Origin of the sequence: Polaromonas sp. A23 (assembly GCF_002001015.1) — a bacterium.
GTDB lineage: Bacteria > Pseudomonadota > Gammaproteobacteria > Burkholderiales > Burkholderiaceae_C > Polaromonas.
On record NZ_MUNO01000022.1, the window covers coordinates 353,956 to 372,848 of the forward strand.

Here is an 18,893-nt window from a genome sequence, read left to right on the forward strand (position 1 = left end):
CAGAAACGATATAATTGCCGCTGTCGCCGAGTTACTGAACAACTTGCAGGGCGACATTAAACCAAACTGCTAAAGCGTTCGCCGAAGCATTCCAGCCGGCAACGCGCCGACAAACTTCATGGAGTGTACGCAATGGCGAACGATTTTCTCTTTACTTCCGAATCCGTCTCCGAAGGCCATCCCGACAAGGTAGCCGACCAGATTTCCGACGCGATTCTCGACGCGATCTTCAAGCAGGACCCGCGCAGCCGCGTGGCCGCAGAGACCCTGACCAATACTGGCCTGGTTGTGCTGGCAGGCGAGATCACCACCAATGCGCATGTGGACTACATCCAGGTCGCGCGCGACACCATCAAACGCATCGGCTACGACAACACCGAGTACGGCATTGACTACAAGGGTTGCGCCGTCATGGTCTGCTATGACAAGCAGTCCAACGACATCGCCCAGGGCGTGGACCATGCGTCCGACGACCACCTGAACATCGGCGCCGGCGACCAGGGCCTGATGTTCGGCTACGCCTGCGACGAAACGCCTGAATTGATGCCCGCGCCGATTTACTACGCGCACCGCCTCGTCGAGCGCCAGGCCCAGCTGCGCAAGGACGGTCGCCTGCCTTTCCTGCGTCCCGATGCCAAGAGCCAGGTGACCATGCGCTATGTGGACGGCAAGCCCCACAGCATCGACACCGTGGTGCTGTCGACCCAGCACAGCCCTGACCAGAGCGAAACTGCCCACAAGATGAAGGCCTCTTTCACTGAAGCCATCATTGAAGAGATCATCAAGCCTGTCCTGCCGAAAGAGTGGCTCAAAGACACCAAGTACCTGATCAACCCGACCGGCCGCTTCGTTATCGGCGGTCCGCAGGGCGATTGCGGCCTGACCGGCCGCAAGATCATCGTTGACACCTATGGCGGTGCCTGCCCGCACGGCGGCGGCGCATTCAGCGGCAAAGACCCCTCGAAAGTGGACCGTTCGGCCGCCTATGCCGCCCGCTACGTTGCCAAGAACATCGTGGCAGCCGGCCTGGCACGCCAGTGCCAGATCCAGGTGGCTTATGCGATTGGCGTGGCCCGTCCGATGAACGTCACGGTGTACACCGAAGGCACGGGCGTGATGTCCGACGAAAAACTCTCGGCCCTGGTGAACGAGCACTTCGACCTGCGTCCGAAAGGCATCATCCAGATGCTGGACCTGTTGCGCCCAATCTATGAAAAGACCGCCGCTTACGGCCACTTTGGCCGCGACGAGCCAGAGTTCACGTGGGAAAAAACAGATAAAGCAGCTGCGCTGCGTGCAGCTGCCGGCCTGTAAAGGCCGCCGCGCATTGCGCGGTATCGGTTGCGGGCGGAGTTCATATTCGCATCGCGAATGTGAGCGCAGACCAAAAAACCGACAAGGCAGCCGCCTTGCGGGCGGCGGCCGGGCTCAAATAAGCCAGCTCAAGCAGCAAAAAGCCACCTTAACGGTGGCTTTTTTGTGTCCCACCCGGCTAGCGGCGGGTAAAGGGAGAAGGTTCGATATATTTGCTGCCACTCAGTACATCCGAGGGTTTGGGGCATGCGGGTCCGGCTTGAACTGGGTTTTGTTTGTACCTTCTTCACCGAAGGTCTTGTTCAAAGTCCTGTTTTTCTGGACCTCGGTTTCATTGTCGTCACGACCGTCGCCCTGCCCTACGCATGACGTCATGCGTGATGTTTGCCCTGTGTGAAACGCGAACTCAACTAACGAATCCCGAGCAGGTATCCGTGCTACCCGTTCCGGAGGGTTCAGGTTTACGCTGAGCCTTGACCAGAAACGGCCAAGCCGAGCGGGCCGCGCCCATGGGGGATCCCGCGCTCCTGATTTTCTCGCCTGTCCCAAGCCGGCTATCCATCCGGAGCGCGGGGTGACTGACGGCCAGATCTATGCTGAATTGATTCATCGCTTTTCCTTGGTGGGTTCCGCCTCACGCGGTACTGAAACCGCAAGCCTAAGCACCTCGGGCAAGCCCCCATGTCAGATTTGGACGAAAGCTTTGTAGGACAGCCGGGGAGCAACTACACCCCCTACCGCCAGCTTCCGGGGAAAAAGCTCAGAGGGCCTCCTTTTTCCCTTTCTGGGACTGTTTTGCTTTAGGTCGCTTGAAACCATCCTGAAACGGCCTTATGATTAGCACTCGATGGTATTGAGTGCTAACAACACCTTTCATACCGGTCATTTCACAGGCACCGCGTTCCGCGCTGGTGCTTTTTGATTCCCAAACTGTTTCAAACCAAGGAGCTCTCATGAAACTTCGTCCCCTGCACGACCGTGTGATCGTCAAACGCGTTGAAAACGAAACCAAAACCGCCTCCGGCATCGTCATTCCCGACAGCGCTGCAGAAAAACCTGATCAGGGCGAAGTGCTGGCTGTTGGCCCCGGCAAGAAGAACGACAAGGGCGAAATCAGCGCCATGGCCGTCAAGGTCGGCGACCGCGTTTTGTTCGGCAAATACAGCGGCCAGACCGTCAAGGTCGATGGCGACGAATTGCTCGTGATGAAAGAAGACGACCTGTTTGCAGTCGTTGAGAAAAAGTAATTTCTCGCCTTTCACACATCATTAATCAACTGAATCTGGAGAATTAAACATGGCAGCAAAAGACGTCATTTTCGGCGGCGAAGCCCGCGCACGCATGGTCGAGGGTGTGAACATCCTGGCCAACGCAGTCAAGGTTACCCTGGGCCCCAAAGGCCGTAACGTGGTGCTCGAGCGCTCTTTCGGCGCCCCTACCGTGACCAAGGACGGTGTGTCCGTCGCCAAGGAAATCGAACTCAAGGACAAGCTGCAGAACATGGGCGCGCAGATGGTCAAGGAAGTCGCTTCCAAGACCTCCGACATCGCTGGTGACGGCACCACGACCGCTACCGTTCTGGCACAAGCCATCGTCCGCGAAGGCATGAAGTATGTCGCCGCCGGCATGAACCCGATGGACCTGAAACGCGGCATCGACAAGGCTGTGACAGCCCTGGTTGAAGAGCTGAAAAAAGCTTCCAAGCCCACCACCACCAGCAAGGAAATTGCCCAGGTCGGCACCATTTCCGCCAACAGCGACGAAGAAGTCGGCAAGATCATCGCTGAAGCGATGGACAAGGTCGGCAAAGAAGGCGTCATCACCGTGGAAGACGGCAAGTCACTCAACAGCGAACTCGACGTGGTTGAAGGCATGCAGTTTGACCGCGGCTACCTCTCCCCTTACTTCATCAACAACCCAGAGAAGCAATCCGCCATTCTGGACAACCCGTTTGTTCTGCTCTACGACAAGAAAATCAGCAACATCCGTGACCTGCTGCCTACCTTGGAGCAAGTTGCCAAGTCCAGCCGTCCGCTGCTGATCATTTCGGAAGACGTCGAAGGCGAAGCCCTGGCCACGCTGGTGGTCAACACCATCCGCGGCATTCTGAAGGTTGTGGCTGTGAAGGCCCCTGGTTTCGGCGACCGCCGCAAAGCCATGCTGGAAGACATCGCCACCCTGACCGGCGGCAAGGTCATTGCTGAAGAAGTCGGCCTGACACTCGAAAAAGTGACGCTGGCTGACCTCGGCCAGGCCAAGCGCATCGAAGTGGGCAAGGAAAACACCATCATCATCGACGGCGCCGGCGCTGCTGCTGACATCGAAGCTCGCGTCAAGCAGGTTCGTGTCCAGATCGAAGAAGCGACTTCCGACTACGACCGCGAAAAACTGCAAGAGCGTGTGGCCAAGCTGGCCGGCGGTGTTGCCGTGATCAAGGTTGGCGCTGCCACCGAAGTCGAAATGAAAGAAAAGAAAGCCCGCGTTGAAGACGCCCTGCACGCTACCCGCGCTGCTGTGGAAGAAGGCATTGTGGCCGGCGGCGGCGTGGCCTTGCTGCGCGCCAAGCAAGCTGCTGGCACCATCAAGGGTGACAACCCTGACCAGGACGCCGGCATCAAGCTGATCCTGCGCGCCATCGAAGAGCCGCTGCGCATCATCGTCTCCAACGCCGGCGAAGAGCCAAGCGTTGTGGTCAATGCAGTGCTGGCCGGCAAAGGCAACTACGGCTACAACGCCGCCAACAGCACCTATGGCGACATGATCGACATGGGTATCCTGGACCCCACCAAAGTGACCCGCACTGCCCTGCAAAACGCAGCGTCCGTGTCGTCGCTGATGCTGACAACCGAGTGCATGGTGGCCGAGGCTCCGAAAGACGAGTCCGGCGCCGGCGGTGGCATGCCTGGCGGTATGGGTGGGATGGGCGGCATGGGCGACATGGGCATGTAATCCGGCGACTGCGCAGGCGCCATGCGTCGTTAGGCAGAAGGGGAAAGGAAGAGGCCCCTCCCCCTTCTCGTCGGAATCCTCACGTACCCCAAGGTACGCTCCGGTTCCTGCGCTCCGTCCGCCTAACCTGGCACCTGCTCGCTACGCCGTCCGGCCTTTCCGGGCAGCAAACAAAAACCCCGCAGGGCTCGCGCCCTGCGGGGTTTTTCATGCACGTCTGAAACTCAGACAGGAGCGCCGTCATACTCGTTGGAGCCCTCGACCGTCGGCTGAACAGCCCAGTAAATCAGCAGCAGGACGCCGATGACTGTCAGGGCAATCAATTGCCACCAGCCGCTTTTCCCGATGTCATGCAAGCGACGCGCGCCCACAGCCAACGCCGGCAGCAGCAGCGCCAGAGCCGCCAAGCCGTTGATCAGTTCGCCAAAAAACGATGTGACGATGGACACCAGGATCTGAAACAGGAAGAACCACCAGAACTCCGGACGCGATGCGCGCCCGGAAAAAGTGGCGTACTTGGAAAAGCAGGTCGAAATGGCTTGGCCGAAGTTCATGTTGTTCTCCTCCTCGGGAGTGTGTAGGGGCAAATTCCCCCGCGCCATGATAAGTCAGGCAGACGCCGCCAAACAGCGCAACCGGCGAAGAACGTGTTCTATTTTTGGGCCGCAGTAATAGCCGGCAGCAGCTTCAGCGGTCCGTAAAAGGCCTGGAGCTTGCCCTCGTTTCTTTCGCCCTCGGTAAACACCGCAAAACTCAGCAGGGCGCCGGGCTCTTCACCAAAAACCTTGCGGTAATCCGCCCGGATGTCGCGCTCATAACTGAGCCACTGGTTGTAGCCCTGGTCGCCCGAGTTCACCACTAGCTTGCGAATGCGGTCAGTGCGGTCGTTCATCACCACATCACCGGGTTTATTGACACGCGACCAAGAATAAATCAGCGTGGCAAAGGGCAACTCTTCGCCGGTCAGCATGAGGCTCAGTTCCGACAGCAAGGAATTTTTCAGCGAGAAGCGCGACCGATCGCCTTCGAAGGCCAGGACCACGCGAACAGGCACGTCTTCCAGTTCTGCGAGCGCAGCGTTGGTATCCACCCCCGGCGGTGGCACGTTCCATGAAAAACTGATGCGCCCCAGATCAGCCGGCTCAATGCGCCGGCGGTGCCGCAAAATGCTGCCCGTCGCATCGGCCACGGCGCGCACCGCGTCGCGGCCCTCGTGCTGCACATAGCTGTAGCGAGTGGGCTGTTTGCCCGGCACACGGAAAATTTCCCAGACCAGATCATCGGCCTTGAGACCGCCGGCTTTCGCTGGAACACTCAGTTCGGCCCAGGTTGTGCCCGTGACATCAGGCGCAGGGCCCAGCGTGCCGCCTTGGGAAACCGGCTCGGCATCGTCCGCCCCCGCATCATGGCCCAGATGTGTGGCACACCCGGCCACGAGGCTCACGGCGAGCCATACCGCGGCAAGGCCGTTGAAACGTCTCGCAGGGTATGCCGGCAGACTTGAAGGAAAAAAACGGAGGCCGCGAAAGGCGCTCGCGGGAGAAGTCAACATGGTGCGCAAAGGTAGTCAGGTCAATGCAGGCAGTTGACCATGAAATTCCGCGCTTCCGCAATGAAATACTGCACAAAGCCGACCGGGAATCAGCCCGAAATGATCTTTCGCAACAGTCCCGAAGTCGAGCCGTCCAGCCCCGTGTCGTCGCCCGTCGCGAGCCGGGCTTCTATATCCCGGGCCAGCACCTTGCCAAGCTCGACACCCCACTGGTCAAAACTGTTGATGCCCCAGATGGCACCGCTGACAAACACTCGGTGTTCCTGCAAGGCAATCAGCGCGCCCAGGCTGGCCGGCGTGAGCTCTTCCAGCAGCAGAAAAGTGCTGGGCCGGTTGCCCGGAAAGTGTTTGTGCCCACCCGCGTCGCTTTTGCCCTCCATCAAGGCCTGGGCTTGGGCCAGAACATTGGCGAGCAGCTTTCCATGGTGTCCGGGCAGGCTGTGGCCGGCTTTTTTGACGGCAACAAATTCCACGGGCACCACGTCGGTGCCCTGATGCAGCATCTGAAAATAGGCGTGCTGTCCATTAGTGCCCGGTTCACCCCACAGCACGGGTGCTGTCGCGTAGGGCAATGCCTGTCCGTCAACGCCCACACGCTTGCCATTGCTCTCCATCTCCAGTTGCTGCAGGTAGGCCGGCAGGCGGCGCAAAGCGCTGCTGTAGGGCGCGATGCAGCGGCTGGTAAAACCGTGAAAGTTGCGGTACCAGACATCGAGCAGGCCCAGGCGCACCGGCAAATTGCGCTCCAGCGGCGTGCTGCGAAAGTGCTCGTCCATGGCGTGAGCCCCTGCCAGGAACTCCCGGAAGCCCTGCGCACCGATGGCAATCGCCAGCGGCAAGCCGATGACCGACCACAGCGAATAACGCCCGCCCACCCAGTCCCAGAAACCAAAGGTGGTGCTGATGCCAAACTCCCCGGCTGCCGCGACATTGGTCGTCAGCGCGGCGAAATGGCGTGCGATGTCCTTGCCGCCTTGCGCACCGAACCAGTGTTTCGCCGATAGCGCGTTGGTCATGGTTTCGGTGGTCGTGAAAGTCTTGGAGGCAATCAGGAACAGCGTGTTCTCCGGCTTGAGCTGCGCCAGCACTCCGGCCAGCTCATGGCCGTCGACATTGGAAACGAAGTGAAGGCGCTTGCCAGGCAGGCGAAACTCCTCCAGCGCGAGCACCGCCATTTGCGGGCCAAGGTCAGAGCCGCCGATGCCGATGTTGACGATGTCGGTGATGGCGTCGTCCGCGCGCACCTGCTCCGCATAGGCCAGCATGGCGGCCAGGGTTTCGTGCACCCGGGAAAGTTCATCCGCTATCTTTTCAGTAGCTTCTTGCGCCCGTCCCTTCTGGGCTGGAGGCGGATTCCTCAATAAAAAATGCATGACAGCCCGGTTTTCGGTGCTGTTGATATGTTCGCCCGCAAACATCGCGTCGCGGTGCCTTTCCAGCCCGCACTGCCGGGCAAGCTCAAGCAGCAGGATTTCGGTGGGCGCGTCGATCAGGTTCTTCGACAGGTCGGCAAAGAGATGCGGCGCAGCCTGGCTGAAATCGTCAAATCTTTCGGGCCGGTTTTTAAACGCCTTGCGCAAATCGAACTCATTTCCCGTCTTCTCTAATTGCACCCGCAACGCCGTCCACGCCGCGGTCTGGTCGCATCGGGTCGAGGCCGCGCTCATGCTGCCAGCATCAGGTGTTCAAGCTTCACCGCATCTGCCGCAAAGGCCCGAATGCCTTCAGCCAGCTTTTCAGTCGCCATCGCATCTTCATTGAGCGCATAGCGGAAAGTCACTTCGTCAAAATTGACCGCCGGCAAATCCAGTGTCTGGGCGGCTTTGGGATCCAGTGCACGCGGCAGTGGCGCGTCACTGGCAGCGAGTTGGCCCAGCAACTCGGGGCTGATGGTCAGCAGGTCGCAGCCAGCCAGTGCGGTGATCTGCCCGATGTTGCGAAAACTGGCCCCCATGACCTCGGTGGCAATGCCGAAGTGTTTGTAGTGGTCGTAGATTTCACGCACCGACCGGACGCCGGGGTCATTCGCGCCCGCTTTGGCGGCCTCGTCCCAGGCCGTACCAGCCGATTTCTTGTACCAGTCGTAAATGCGGCCGACGAACGGAGAGATCAGCTGCACTTTGGCCTGCCCGCAAGCTACCGCCTGGCAAAACGAAAAAAGCAGGGTCAGATTCGTGTGAATACCGCGGTCTTCAAGCCTGCGTGCGGCCTCGATGCCCTCCCAGGTGGCGGCCACCTTGATCAATACCCGGTCAATGTGAATGCCTTCGGCCTGGTAAAGCTCAATGAGGCGTTCACCGCGCGTGAAGGTGGCGTTGCTGTCAAAGCTCAGTCGCGCGTCAATTTCGGTTGAAACGCGGCCGGGAATGATGGAAAGAATTTCACAGCCAAACCGCACCAGCAGGCGGTCCATAACTTCGTCAAGCGCTCGGCCCCGGAACTTTGCCACCGTGTCGGCGAGCAGAGGCTGGTAATCAGGCTTTTGCACTGCCTTGAGGATCAGCGAAGGGTTGGTGGTGGCATCCCGCGGCTTGTAGGCATCCAGCTGTTTGAAATCTCCGGTGTCGGCAACAACGGTGGTGAACTGTTTGAGAGCGTCGAGTTGGTTCATGGTGAAAGTGTATGTGGGCCTTGAAGTCCGCCCTGTAAGACCGAAGCGCGATTGAGTTACCATTATGGCAACAAACTATGAAACTTTATTACATGATGTTTTCAGGAGCCGACCATGAGTTTTGATCTGGTTCTCTTCGGCGGAACCGGTGACCTGACCTGGCGCAAGTTGATGCCCGCCCTGTTCCAGGCCTTTCGTCACGGTTCGCTGCCCAAGGAAGGCCGGATTGTCGGCGTGGGGCGTGAGGCCATGAGCGACGCGCAATACCGAGAGCTGATCCGTTCACGTTTTGACAGCGTGGAGCTGGCCAAACGCCCGACCGGCGATGAGTTCGAGCGTTTTGCGGCCCTGCTCCATTACCTGCGCATGGACCTGTCCGAGCCGGCCGACTATCAGCAACTGGCGAGCCTGCTCCAGGCACGACAGGCCGGCACCGTGGTGATGTACCTGGCTACCGCGCCTGCGCTGTTCACGGGCATTTGCGAAAACATGGCGGCCGTCGGCCTCAATGGCCCGCAAACCCGCGTGGTGCTGGAAAAACCGCTGGGCCACGACCTGGCTTCCAACCGCGCCATCAATGAGGCCGTGCTTCGTGTGCTGCCCGAGAAACAGATTTTTCGCATCGACCACTACCTGGGCAAGCCTTCGGTGCAGAACCTGTTCGCTCTGCGTTTTGGAAATTCCCTGTTCGAGCCGCTGTGGCGCCGCGAGACCATTGCCAATATCCAGATCACGATTGCCGAAGAGCTGGGCGTGGAAAAACGTGGAGCGTTCTACGACAGCACAGGGGCCCTGCGCGACATGGTTCAGAACCATGCCCTGCAACTTCTGTGCGCCATCGGCATGGAGCCACCCATTAACTCCCACGCTGATGCCATTCGCGACGAAAAACTCAAGGTGTTGCGTTCGCTGAAGGCATGGACTCCTGAAACACTGAAGCAGCATGTGATCCGGGGCCAGTACGCCGCCGGAAACATCGACGGAGAACCGGTCAAGGGTTATTTGCAGGAAACCGGTGTGAACCCTGAAAGCCGAACAGAAACCTTTGTTGCCCTGCGTGCCGAAATTGCCAACTGGCGTTGGGCCGGCGTTCCGTTTTACATTCGCACCGGCAAGCGCCTGGCTGATCGCGACGCACACATCGAGGTAAACTTCCGGCCGACCCCTCACGCCATCTTCAAGTCGCCGCAAGGCGCGGGCAACCGGCTGGTCATCAACCTGCAACCCAAGGACGGTCTGGAATTGCACTTGCTGGCCCAGGGGCAGGACAACCGGCAGGGCGCGCGGACAGCCAGCCAGACCCTGGCCCCCGTGCAACTTGACCTCGACTTTGACAAACGCTTCGGCACCGAACGCGTGGGCGCCTACGAGCGCCTGCTGCTGGACGTGATCGACGGCAGGTTGAACCTGTTTGTGCGCAGTGACGAGCAGGAAGAAGCCTGGCGCTGGGTCGAACCTGTCCTCGATGCCTGGAAGCATGACGCGGTCGGCCCGCGACCCTACACCGCGGGCACCTGGGGGCCCAGCGCATCGAGCGCCATGATTGCGCGGGATAACCACTGGTGGAGCGAAGAGAGTTGACCCCCACGCTTGTCGCTTCGCGTACTGCGCTGCCCCCCGGGGGGGCCGCTGCGCCTGCGGGCCGGCAGAGCCGGACCCGCGGCCCCTGCTTGGAATACGCCACCAGGAGCGTAGTTCGCGACGTTTGGGGCTCATCCAGTGCTTGACCGCATCAAGGCCTGTCTGCCTTCGCTGGCGCCGGCCGAGCAGCGTGTGGCGCACTTGGTGCTTAGCGATGCGCGGGCCTTTGCCAATCTGCCTGTCACCGAGTTGGCCGCGCGCGCCCGGGTCAGCAAACCGACGGTGATTCGTTTTTGCCGCAGCGTGGGTTATGACGGGCTGTCGGACTTCAAGCTGAAGCTGGCCGGCAACGTGAGTGAAGGCGTGCCGTTTATCCACCGCAGCGTTGATGCCGATGACAAGACCAGTGACGTTCTGGTCAAAGTGATCGACAACACAGTAGCGGCCTTCCTCAAGTATCGCAATGACGCCAGCTCGGCCCTGATTGAAAGAGCAGCCCTCGCCCTGGTATCCGCCTACAAGCATGGCCACCGTATCGAATTTTTCGGCGTTGGCAACTCGGGCATCGTGGCGCAGGATGCGCAGCACAAATTCTTCCGTCTTGGCGTGCACGCCATCGCCTACAGCGACGGCCACTTGCAGGTGATGAGTGCTTCGCTGCTCAAGCCCGGTGATTGCGTGGTGATCATCTCCAACTCCGGACGCACACGTGACCTGATGGACGCCTGCGACATTGCCCGCAGGAACGGGGCCACCACCATTGTCATCACCGCCAGTGGCACGCCCCTTGGCACCGCCGGGCACATCCATCTGGCAGCCGACCATCCCGAGGGCTATGACCGCTACAGCCCCATGGTGTCCCGCCTGCTGCACCTGATGATCATCGACATCCTGGCCACCACGGTGGCGCTGCGTATTGGTGGCGACAAGCTGCAGCCTCTACTCAAGGAAATGAAGAATAATTTGCGGAGCAAGCGGTACGCCTGAGGTTTTTCGTTGTGTTCGGGCTGAGCTTGCCGAAACCGTCTTTGTCTTCAGTATTTGTGGTTTGCCAGGGAGCCGCAGGTTGCCCGGCTTGTAGGCAAACCACAACAGCTAGAACCACGCAAGTAGTCAGAAAACATGGATCTCGGATCAAGTCCGGGATGACAAGCCGGATGAACGGAAGATTCAGTTCGCTATTAATTCAGTAGCTGCTTACGACCGCCGAATAAGGGCTAGAGGCCTTTTTTACAAGAAACTTTCGCCCAAGGCGTTGAATCACTCCAATTCACACCAACCCGCAGACCATAATGTCCACTGTCATGATTCTTGCATGGCAGAGTTCCATGCTTTTCAAATTCCTGCTTCAACTCACCGCCAGAAACCGCACGCGCCGCAGCAACCGGCAATTCGGCGGCATCCTGGCTTTTGTGGCCGGGGCCATCAATGCCGGCGGCTTTCTCGCTGTGCAGCGCTACACCTCACACATGACAGGCATCGTCTCGGCCATTGCCGACGACCTGGTGGTGGGCAGCATCACTCTGGCATTGGCCGGCCTGGTGAGCCTGTCGGCCTTTATTGCCGGCGCCATCACCACCACGCTGCTCATCAGCTGGGCGCGCCGCCAGGAATTGCGTAGCAAGTACGCGCTGGCGCTGCTACTGGAAGCGGCCCTGCTGCTGATTTTTGGCCTGGTGGGTGCCAACCTGAAATCATTCGCCGCCCTGCTGGTGCCGACAGCGGTGTTGCTGCTGTGTTTCATCATGGGCCTGCAAAACGCCATCATCACCAAAATCTCGAACGCGGAAATCCGCACCACCCACATGACAGGTGTAGTCACCGACCTGGGGATCGAACTGGGGCGGCTGATCTACTGGAATCAGTCAAAAAAAGCCAACAGCATCCAGTTTGTCAAGGCCAACACCGACAAGCTGTTCATTCATGCCTCCCTGCTCGGACTGTTTTTTTCCGGCGGCATCGCCGGGGCCGTTGCCTTCAAGGCCATGGGCTTCAGCGCCACCCTGCCGATTGCCCTGCTGCTGGTGGCCATGGCCTTGCCGGCCATCTTGATGGACCTGCGCATGGCTGCGAGATCGCTGTGACACTGGCGCCCGGCGATTTTCAGTCGCTGCAGTACATCAAGCCTTTCGTGCGCGAAGACGGCGCATCAAAGTCGCTGCATTTCACGCTGGGCGAGCTGCAAAGCCGCATGCTCACGCACCAGCCCTGGCGGTTGGATGTGGACTACACCCGCACGATGATGGGTTTTCTGCTGTTTCAGCCCGCGCCCGCCCACATCGGCATGATCGGGCTCGGCGGCGGATCACTCGCCAAGTTCTGCTACCGGCAGTTGCCTGCGTCGCGCATCACCGTGCTGGAAATCAACCCGCATGTGATTGCGCTGCGGCGCGATTTCCAGATTCCCGATGACGACGAACGCCTGCAGGTGATTGCGGCCGACGGCGCGCTGTACCTGCAGGCCGAAAAACCGGCGTTTGATGTGTTGCTGGTGGACGGCTTTGACCACGAGGGCCAGCCTGCGGCCTTGTGCTCACAGCGCTTTTATGACGACTGTCTTGCGGCCCTGGCAGATGGCGGTGTGCTGGTGGTCAATCTGCATGCTGACCACCCCGACTACCCGGTGCTGGCGGCGCGCATCAGCCGCAGCTTCAGCGGCAATGCGGTGGAAATCATGGCCGCAGAAAAGAGCAACGGCCTGGTGTTTGCGTGCAAGGGCCAGACCCTTTCAACACGCGCATTAAGCTTGCAGCGCAGTCTGCACAACCTGGAGGCCCAGGCGCAGCGCGATCTCAAACCCGAACTGGCGCGTGTCAGCTGGGAGATGTCACACCGAATGAGCCAGGGCGCCGGTTGAACGGGCCGCCGGGTTTTCAAAAGCTGTCCTGCCCCCGCATCTGCACCTGGTAGCCCGGCTGCTGGAAGTTGTCGCCCGGCGCCATTTCCTGAAGCTGCTCCTGCGGCTGCGTGGCCACGGGCACTGCATCGACCGCGAGGCTTGGCGCATTCACGGACGTGACCACCAGGTGAATGAAATGCAGCTTGGCCACCACTTCGCGTGGCAACACGAAGGGGTAGAAATCGGGCTGCCCCATGGCGCGCGACATTTCGTTCAGCAGCGTGGTGAGCTGCGTCCACTGGTTCAGGAAATCCAGAAAACCCTGGGCATGAGGATGTTCAGGCTGGTACAGCTCATCGATCGTGAAAGGCGTGAACTCGAGCTGCGCACTGTCCGGCGACAGGCCAAAACTCAGGGCAGTATCGACCGTATCGCGAATGTGCAGGTAATGGGCCCAGCACTCGGCCCAGTCTTCCCACGGATGCACGCTGGCGTAGGCACTCACGTAATGCAGCGCCCAGTCGGGCCGTGGCCCCATGTCGTAATTGTTTTGCAGACTGGCCGCGTAATCCTGGGTCTCGTCGCCAAACAGCTCCCGGAAACCCTGCATCCAGGAGGTGCCGGACACGAGCCGGTCCCAGTAGTAATGGCCAACCTCATGGCGAAAATGTCCAAGCAGCGTGCGATAGGGCTCGTGCATGGCCTTGCGCGTGGCTTCACGGGTGGCGTCGTCGGCTTCGTTGAGATTGAGGGTGATCAGGCCGGTATCGTGCCCGGTCAGGATGTGCGGTCCGATGTCAGGTGAACGCAGAAAGTCGAACATCAGGCCGCGTTCGGCGTCTTCACTCACCCGCGAGGCGACAGGCAAACCGAGCACCAGCAGGGCCGACACCAGGCGCCGTTTGGCCAGCTCGATCTTGCCCCACAGCTCGGCGTTGTCCGGGTGGGCCTCGTCGTTCAGATCGGGAATCGTGCGGTTCAGGCGGCAGGCCTGGCAAAGCTGTGCCTGCTGCTCATCCTCGCTGACCGGCACCAGCCAGTTGCAGGCCGCCGGGGTCTGCAGGTTCGAACAACGAAGATAGACCGCAAGCGGCGCATCGCCGCCCTTGTCCTCCTTGCCAGCGTCCGCTTCGTCGTCGTGCCAGGCCACCCAGGTATCGGGCTGCTCGCCTGGCATCAGCGGCAAGAGCCGGGCCTGCGCGGGGTCGTAGCCCAGCGGCGTGCCGCAGGCCAGGCAGGTGCTGTTCCTGAAAAATACCGGGCAACCGCACTGGCAGCGGTAGGCGCGGCCCGCCAGGTGCGGCAGGTGGGCAGGGACGGGAGAAGGGCTATCGTTCGACAAGGAAGTTTCTTAAAGCGCTCTACAGGCAATGCAGGTATTGCAATCAGTGCGCGTGCGGTTGTGAATCCACTGAGTTTCCCATGTTTGCCGCACCGGACGTAGCGCCCGCTTGCCTTGTTCCGCTGTCAGTCTTTGCCGACACAGCGCAGCGCCGGCGCGGGGTTTTATCATGGGGGTTCCGCTTCAAATCACTCCAAAGGAAAACCATGCCCACTTACCACGTCGAAATGATGGAAGGCCGCACCGTCGAACAGAAGAAAAAACTGGTCGCGGAAATCACCCGTGTCAGCGTCGAAATCCTGGGTGGCGTGCCCGACTCCGTCGACATCATCATCACCGACATCAAACGCGAAAACTGGGCCACCGGCGGCAAGCTTTGGTCCGAGCCGCGCGATTGAGCCCCTGATATTGTCCCGCTTCGCCCAGACAGAACTAAGCCGGTCTTGAGCAACCCCTCCACTCTGGAAGAAATGCAGGCGCGTTACGGCGCGCGTTATCGCTGGCTGCTGTTGCTCTCGGTCATGATCGGCACCATGGCCTCGATCATGTCTTCGACCATCGTCAACGTGGCGATTCCCGACATGAGCCAGCACTTCACGCTGGGCCAGGAACGCGCGCAGTGGGTCACCTCGGGCTTCATGGTGGCCATGACGGTCTCCATGCTCACCACGCCCTGGCTGCTGGCGCGTTACGGCTACCGCCGCACCTATGTCGGCACCATGCTGCTCCTGCTGGCCGGCGGCGTGGTCGGCGGTTTTTCCGGCAGTTTTGCGCTGGTGCTAGGTGCACGCGTGGCCGAAGGGCTGGCGGCTGGCGTGGTGCAACCGATTCCGGCAATCATCATCATGCGGGCCTTCGCGCCGCACGAGCAGGGGCGTGCCAGCGGCATCTTCGGCATGGGCGTGGTGCTGGCCCCGGCCATCGGCCCCAGCATTGGCGGGGTGCTGGTCGACCTGTTCGGCTGGCGCTCTATCTTCTTCATGGTCGTGCCTTTCTGCCTGGCCTCGCTCTGGATGGCTTACCGCTACGTGCCCGTCACCTCGCCGGGTGGCGTGGCGCCGAACCGCCAGGGCGCCACGTTGGACTGGCGCGGCCTGCTGCTGGGCGGCGCGGGCACGCTGTGCCTGCTCAACGGCATGGTGGCCCTGCACGGCGGCTCGGCGCTGGAAGCGGCGCTGCTGCTGGCCGGCGCGGCGCTGGCGCTGCTGGTTTTTGTGCTGTGGCAGCGGCGCATGGCCGCCACCGGCCGGGAGCCGCTGATGAACCTGGCGCTGTTCGGCTACCGGCCTTTCGCCATGGGCAGCATCGTGGCCTTTATCTACGGCACGGCGCTGTTCGGCTCCACCTACCTGCTACCGGTGTACATGCAACTGGGCCTGGGCCTGTCGGCCTCGTATGTGGGTTCCATCCTGCTGCCGGCCGGGTTTGTGCTGGCCATCACGATTGCGATGGTAGGCCGGCTGGCGGACCGCCACCCCACCTATCTGCTGGTCAGCATCGGGCTGGGCCTGCTGGCGCTGTCGTTTGCGCTGATGCTGACCGTGACGCTGACCAGCGCCATCTGGCTGCTGGTGCTCTGGGCCATCCTGGGCCGCATCGGGCTGGGTTTCATTTTGCCTTCGCTCAACCTGGGCTCGCTGCGTGCGCTGGACAGCAGCTTGATCTCGCAAGGCTCGAGCGCCATCAATTTCGTGCGCATGCTGGGTGGCGCCATCGGCGTCAGCCTGTGCGGCATCGTGCTTGAATGGCGACTTGCGGCGCATGGCGATTCGCTGACTCAGGCCGCAACCAGCCCGGCGCGGCTGGCCGCCTTCAACGAGGCCTTCATGATGCTGGCGGCGCTCTGCGCGCTCGCATTGGTCGCTGCATGGGGAATACGCCAAGTTCCTGCCAGTCAAAACGGAAGCTGAAACATGTGTCAACTCCTCGGCATGAATTGCAATACGCCTACTGATGTGACCTTCAGCTTCAGCGGCTTTGCGCAGCGCGGCGGCAACACCGGCGAACACGCGGACGGCTGGGGCATCGCCTTTTTTGAAGGCGGCAACGACAGCACAGGCAGCGGCAGCGACAAGGGCCTGCGCCATTTTGTCGACCACCAGTCAGCCAGCGAATCACCCGTAGCCGAACTGATACGCCGCTACCCGATCAAGAGTCGCAACGTGATTGCCCACATCCGCAAAGCCACGCAGGGCCGGGTGGCGCTGGAAAACTGTCACCCGTTTGTGCGTGAGCTCTGGGGCCGCTACTGGGTGTTTGCCCACAACGGTGACCTGAAGGATTTTTCGCCGCGCCTGCATGGCAGCTTCCGGCCAGTGGGATCAACCGACAGCGAACGTGCCTTCTGCTGGATCATGCAGGAGCTGGCCAAGTCGCACGCCGGCGTGCCCAGCGTGGAGGAGTTGACGCTGACCCTGCGCGAGCTGGCCGCGCAGATTGCATTGCACGGCACCTTCAACTTTTTGCTGGGCAACGGCCTGGCGCTCTGGGCGCATGCATCAACCAACCTGTATTACGTGGAACGAAAACACCCGTTTGCCCACGCCACGCTGAGCGATGAAGACCTGAGTGTGAACTTCGCCGAATACACGCAGCCGACCGACCGAGTTGCAGTGGTGGTGACAGCGCCGCTCACCACCAACGAGAACTGGGTAGCCTTTGCACCGGGCGAACTCAAGGTTTTTGCGGGTGGGGCACTGCACGCCTGAATGCTATAAAAACAGGAGCTACTTGCGCCCGATCTATAAGGGCTAGAGCCTCTTTTATGCCTGAACTGCAGCCTCAAGCGCGTCGACGAACATCGCAGCCACATCGAAGCCGGTCTGGTCGAAAATTTCCTGGAAGCAGGTCGGGCTGGTGACGTTGATCTCGGTCACATAGTCGCCGATCACGTCCACACCGGCCAGCAGCAGGCCGCGGCTTTGAAGGATAGGGCCAAGCGCTTCAGCGATTTCACGATCACGCGTCGACAGCGGCAGCGCCACACCCTTGCCGCCGGCCGCCAGGTTGCCGCGCACTTCACTGCCCTGCGGAATGCGTGCCAGGCTGTAAGGCACACACTTCCCGCCAATGACGAGCACCCGTTTGTCACCCTTGACAATCTCGGGCAAAAACTTCTGCACCATCAGGCTTTGCGCGCCGTGGCGGTTCAACGTCTCGGTGATCGAGCCCAGGTTCAGCCCGTCCGGCCCGACACGGAAAATACCCATACCGCCCATGCCATCCAGCGGCTTGAGGATGATGTCGCCGTGTTCGGCATGGAAGCGCTTGATGTCTTCCGGATCACGCGTCACCAGCGTAGGGCCGATGAACTGCGGGAACTCCATGATGGCGAGTTTTTCCGGATGGTCGCGCAACGCGCGCGGTTTGTTGAACACCTTCGCACCTTCGCGCTCGGCCTGCTCCAGCAAATGCGTGGCATAGAAATACTCGCTGTCAAAGGGCGGGTCCTTGCGCATGAGGACGGCGTCGAATTCCTTCAGGGCGACCTGGCGCGTGGCGCGTTCGGTGAACCAGTCTGTTGCGTCGCCTGTCAGCGTGATGTCGCGCACATGGGCCATCACCGCCGAGCCGCGCTGCCACATCAGATCCTGCTGCTCGCAGGCGCTGATGGCGTGACCGCGGCGCTGGGCCTCGCGCATCATGGCAAAAGTGGTGTCCTTGTAGGTCTTGAAGGAGGCCAGTGGGTCGGCAACAAAAAGAATGTTCATGAACGGGAGCAATCAATAAAGGATTCGGAGGCCGCTCAGGCAGCGCGCTGGCGGTATTGTTGTACAAATAGCGCAATCGCGCCGGCCACCACGCCCCAAAAGGCCGAGCCGATGCCGGCAATGGCCACACCTGACAGCGTGACCAGAAAAGTGATAAGCGCCGCCTCCCGGTGCGACTCGTCGCGCACCGCCTGCGCCAGGCCGCTGCCGATCGTGCCCAGCAGCGCCAGCCCGGCAATCGCCACCACCAACTCCTTGGGGAAAGCCGTGAGCAGGCCGGTGACCGCCGCGCCAAAGACGCCGATCACCACGTAAATAGCGCCGCAGGCCACGGCTGCGGTGTACCGTTTGCGCGGATCTTCATGCGCCTCAGGCCCCATGCAGATGGCGGCGGTGATGGCGCTGAAGTTCAGCGCAAAAGCACCGAACGGCGCCAACACCAGTGTGGCCAGGCCGGTGAGCGTGATGACCTTGGACACCGGAATGCCGCCGTCCGGCGCGTCGGGGCCGTAACCCGCTGCGCGAATGGCCGCAACGCCGGGAAGGTTTTGCGAGGCCATGGTCACCACAAACAGCGGCAGGGCCAGGCTGATAATGGCCGCCAGCGTGAACTGCGGCACAACAAACACCGGTAGCGCAAAAGAGAAGCTCATGGCCGTCCAGGCCATCTCGCCACGCGCCGCCACGAACACAATGGCGCCAAACAGAGTCAGCACAACCGCATAACGCGGCATGAAGCGTTTGCCCAGCAGGTAGATCGCCAGCATCAGCAGCACCAGCGGCAAGGCGGTTTGCGCCGCCGCGAAAGCCTGCAGACCGAAGCGCGCCAGCACACCGGCCAGCAGCGCCGAGGCAATCGCGATAGGGATCCGGTTCATGACTTTCTCGAACCAGCCGGTCACGCCAAACAGCGTGATCAGCGCGGCGCTGACCATGAAGGCCGCCACCGCCTCGCCCATCGAAAACCCGCCCGCCAGCCCCGCGGTGGCCAGCAC

Annotated in this window: 17 protein-coding genes and 1 other RNA gene; 11 read left to right on the forward strand and 7 right to left on the reverse strand. The window is 60.9% G+C overall.

The window, feature by feature from the left end:
* The first annotated feature begins 132 nt into the window (after nucleotides 1-132).
* The 4 genes from metK to B0B52_RS13070 all read left to right on the forward strand — a co-directional run bounded on the left by metK (nucleotide 133) and on the right by B0B52_RS13070 (nucleotide 4,419).
* Nucleotides 133-1,314 carry a methionine adenosyltransferase gene (gene metK / locus B0B52_RS13055; protein ID WP_077594065.1) on the forward strand — a complete coding sequence of 394 codons (1,182 nt, stop codon included), beginning with the start codon at nucleotides 133-135 and terminating at the stop codon, nucleotides 1,312-1,314.
* Nucleotides 1,315-2,267: 953 nt separating this feature from the next.
* The gene (groES, locus tag B0B52_RS13060) at nucleotides 2,268-2,561 is read left to right on the forward strand and encodes a co-chaperone GroES (RefSeq protein WP_077594066.1); all 294 of its coding nucleotides are present in this window, start codon (nucleotides 2,268-2,270) and stop codon (nucleotides 2,559-2,561) included.
* A 49-nt stretch (nucleotides 2,562-2,610) separates the two neighbouring features.
* The gene (gene groL / locus B0B52_RS13065; protein ID WP_077594067.1) at nucleotides 2,611-4,263 is read left to right on the forward strand and encodes a chaperonin GroEL; all 1,653 of its coding nucleotides are present in this window, start codon (nucleotides 2,611-2,613) and stop codon (nucleotides 4,261-4,263) included.
* A gap of 81 nt (nucleotides 4,264-4,344) precedes the next feature.
* A non-coding RNA gene (locus B0B52_RS13070) (sX9 sRNA) lies at nucleotides 4,345-4,419 on the forward strand.
* Nucleotides 4,420-4,487: 68 nt separating this feature from the next.
* On the opposite strand, the gene B0B52_RS13075 is transcribed toward B0B52_RS13070, so the two are convergent.
* From B0B52_RS13075 to tal, 4 genes are all read right to left on the reverse strand, one after another.
* Nucleotides 4,488-4,817, reverse strand: coding sequence for a DUF805 domain-containing protein (locus B0B52_RS13075; RefSeq protein ID WP_077594068.1), 330 nt, complete (start codon nucleotides 4,815-4,817; stop codon nucleotides 4,488-4,490).
* 98 nt (nucleotides 4,818-4,915) lie between these two features.
* On the reverse strand, nucleotides 4,916-5,707 hold the full coding sequence (locus tag B0B52_RS13080) for a DUF3047 domain-containing protein (RefSeq protein WP_168173546.1): 792 nt from the start codon (nucleotides 5,705-5,707) through the stop codon (nucleotides 4,916-4,918).
* A 197-nt stretch (nucleotides 5,708-5,904) separates the two neighbouring features.
* Nucleotides 5,905-7,482, reverse strand: coding sequence for a glucose-6-phosphate isomerase (pgi, locus tag B0B52_RS13085; protein ID WP_077594070.1), 1,578 nt, complete (start codon nucleotides 7,480-7,482; stop codon nucleotides 5,905-5,907).
* A complete protein-coding gene (gene tal / locus B0B52_RS13090; protein WP_077594071.1) occupies nucleotides 7,479-8,426 on the reverse strand; it encodes a transaldolase in 948 nt (315 codons plus the stop codon). Before tal ends, pgi begins: the two co-directional genes overlap by 4 nt.
* Nucleotides 8,427-8,540: 114 nt before the next feature.
* On the opposite strand from tal, the gene zwf reads away from it, so the two are divergent.
* The 4 genes from zwf to B0B52_RS13110 all read left to right on the forward strand — a co-directional run bounded on the left by zwf (nucleotide 8,541) and on the right by B0B52_RS13110 (nucleotide 12,864).
* Nucleotides 8,541-10,007, forward strand: a complete 1,467-nt coding sequence (gene zwf / locus B0B52_RS13095) for a glucose-6-phosphate dehydrogenase (protein ID WP_077594072.1) — start codon at nucleotides 8,541-8,543, stop codon at nucleotides 10,005-10,007.
* 138 nt (nucleotides 10,008-10,145) lie between these two features.
* Complete coding sequence (locus tag B0B52_RS13100; protein WP_077594073.1) at nucleotides 10,146-10,994, forward strand: MurR/RpiR family transcriptional regulator; 849 nt, start codon at nucleotides 10,146-10,148, stop codon at nucleotides 10,992-10,994.
* A 305-nt stretch (nucleotides 10,995-11,299) separates the two neighbouring features.
* Nucleotides 11,300-12,091 (forward strand): YoaK family protein, encoded by a 792-nt coding sequence (locus B0B52_RS13105; RefSeq protein WP_254425697.1) that lies wholly within the window; start codon nucleotides 11,300-11,302, stop codon nucleotides 12,089-12,091.
* On the forward strand, nucleotides 12,088-12,864 hold the full coding sequence (locus B0B52_RS13110; protein WP_254425698.1) for a fused MFS/spermidine synthase: 777 nt from the start codon (nucleotides 12,088-12,090) through the stop codon (nucleotides 12,862-12,864). Before B0B52_RS13105 ends, B0B52_RS13110 begins: the two co-directional genes overlap by 4 nt.
* A gap of 16 nt (nucleotides 12,865-12,880) precedes the next feature.
* Here B0B52_RS13110 and B0B52_RS13115 read toward each other — a convergent pair whose 3' ends face one another.
* Nucleotides 12,881-14,188, reverse strand: a complete 1,308-nt coding sequence (locus tag B0B52_RS13115) for a putative zinc-binding metallopeptidase (protein ID WP_077594074.1) — start codon at nucleotides 14,186-14,188, stop codon at nucleotides 12,881-12,883.
* A gap of 206 nt (nucleotides 14,189-14,394) precedes the next feature.
* Between B0B52_RS13115 and B0B52_RS13120 the strand changes: the two genes are divergently transcribed.
* From B0B52_RS13120 to B0B52_RS13130, 3 genes are read left to right on the forward strand one after another with little or no spacing between them, the layout of a single operon-like run.
* Nucleotides 14,395-14,586 carry a 4-oxalocrotonate tautomerase gene (locus tag B0B52_RS13120; RefSeq protein ID WP_077594075.1) on the forward strand — a complete coding sequence of 64 codons (192 nt, stop codon included), beginning with the start codon at nucleotides 14,395-14,397 and terminating at the stop codon, nucleotides 14,584-14,586.
* A gap of 9 nt (nucleotides 14,587-14,595) precedes the next feature.
* Complete coding sequence (locus tag B0B52_RS13125) at nucleotides 14,596-16,098, forward strand: MFS transporter (RefSeq protein WP_371327397.1); 1,503 nt, start codon at nucleotides 14,596-14,598, stop codon at nucleotides 16,096-16,098.
* A gap of 3 nt (nucleotides 16,099-16,101) precedes the next feature.
* Nucleotides 16,102-16,896 carry a class II glutamine amidotransferase gene (locus B0B52_RS13130; protein WP_077594077.1) on the forward strand — a complete coding sequence of 265 codons (795 nt, stop codon included), beginning with the start codon at nucleotides 16,102-16,104 and terminating at the stop codon, nucleotides 16,894-16,896.
* A 54-nt stretch (nucleotides 16,897-16,950) separates the two neighbouring features.
* On the opposite strand, the gene gshB is transcribed toward B0B52_RS13130, so the two are convergent.
* Together gshB and B0B52_RS13140 are read right to left on the reverse strand one after the other, a co-directional pair.
* Nucleotides 16,951-17,898 carry a glutathione synthase gene (gshB, locus tag B0B52_RS13135; protein ID WP_139351921.1) on the reverse strand — a complete coding sequence of 316 codons (948 nt, stop codon included), beginning with the start codon at nucleotides 17,896-17,898 and terminating at the stop codon, nucleotides 16,951-16,953.
* Nucleotides 17,899-17,933: 35 nt separating this feature from the next.
* Nucleotides 17,934-18,893: benzoate/H(+) symporter BenE family transporter (locus tag B0B52_RS13140; RefSeq protein ID WP_077594079.1), on the reverse strand; the 960-nt coding region annotated here is incomplete at its 5' end.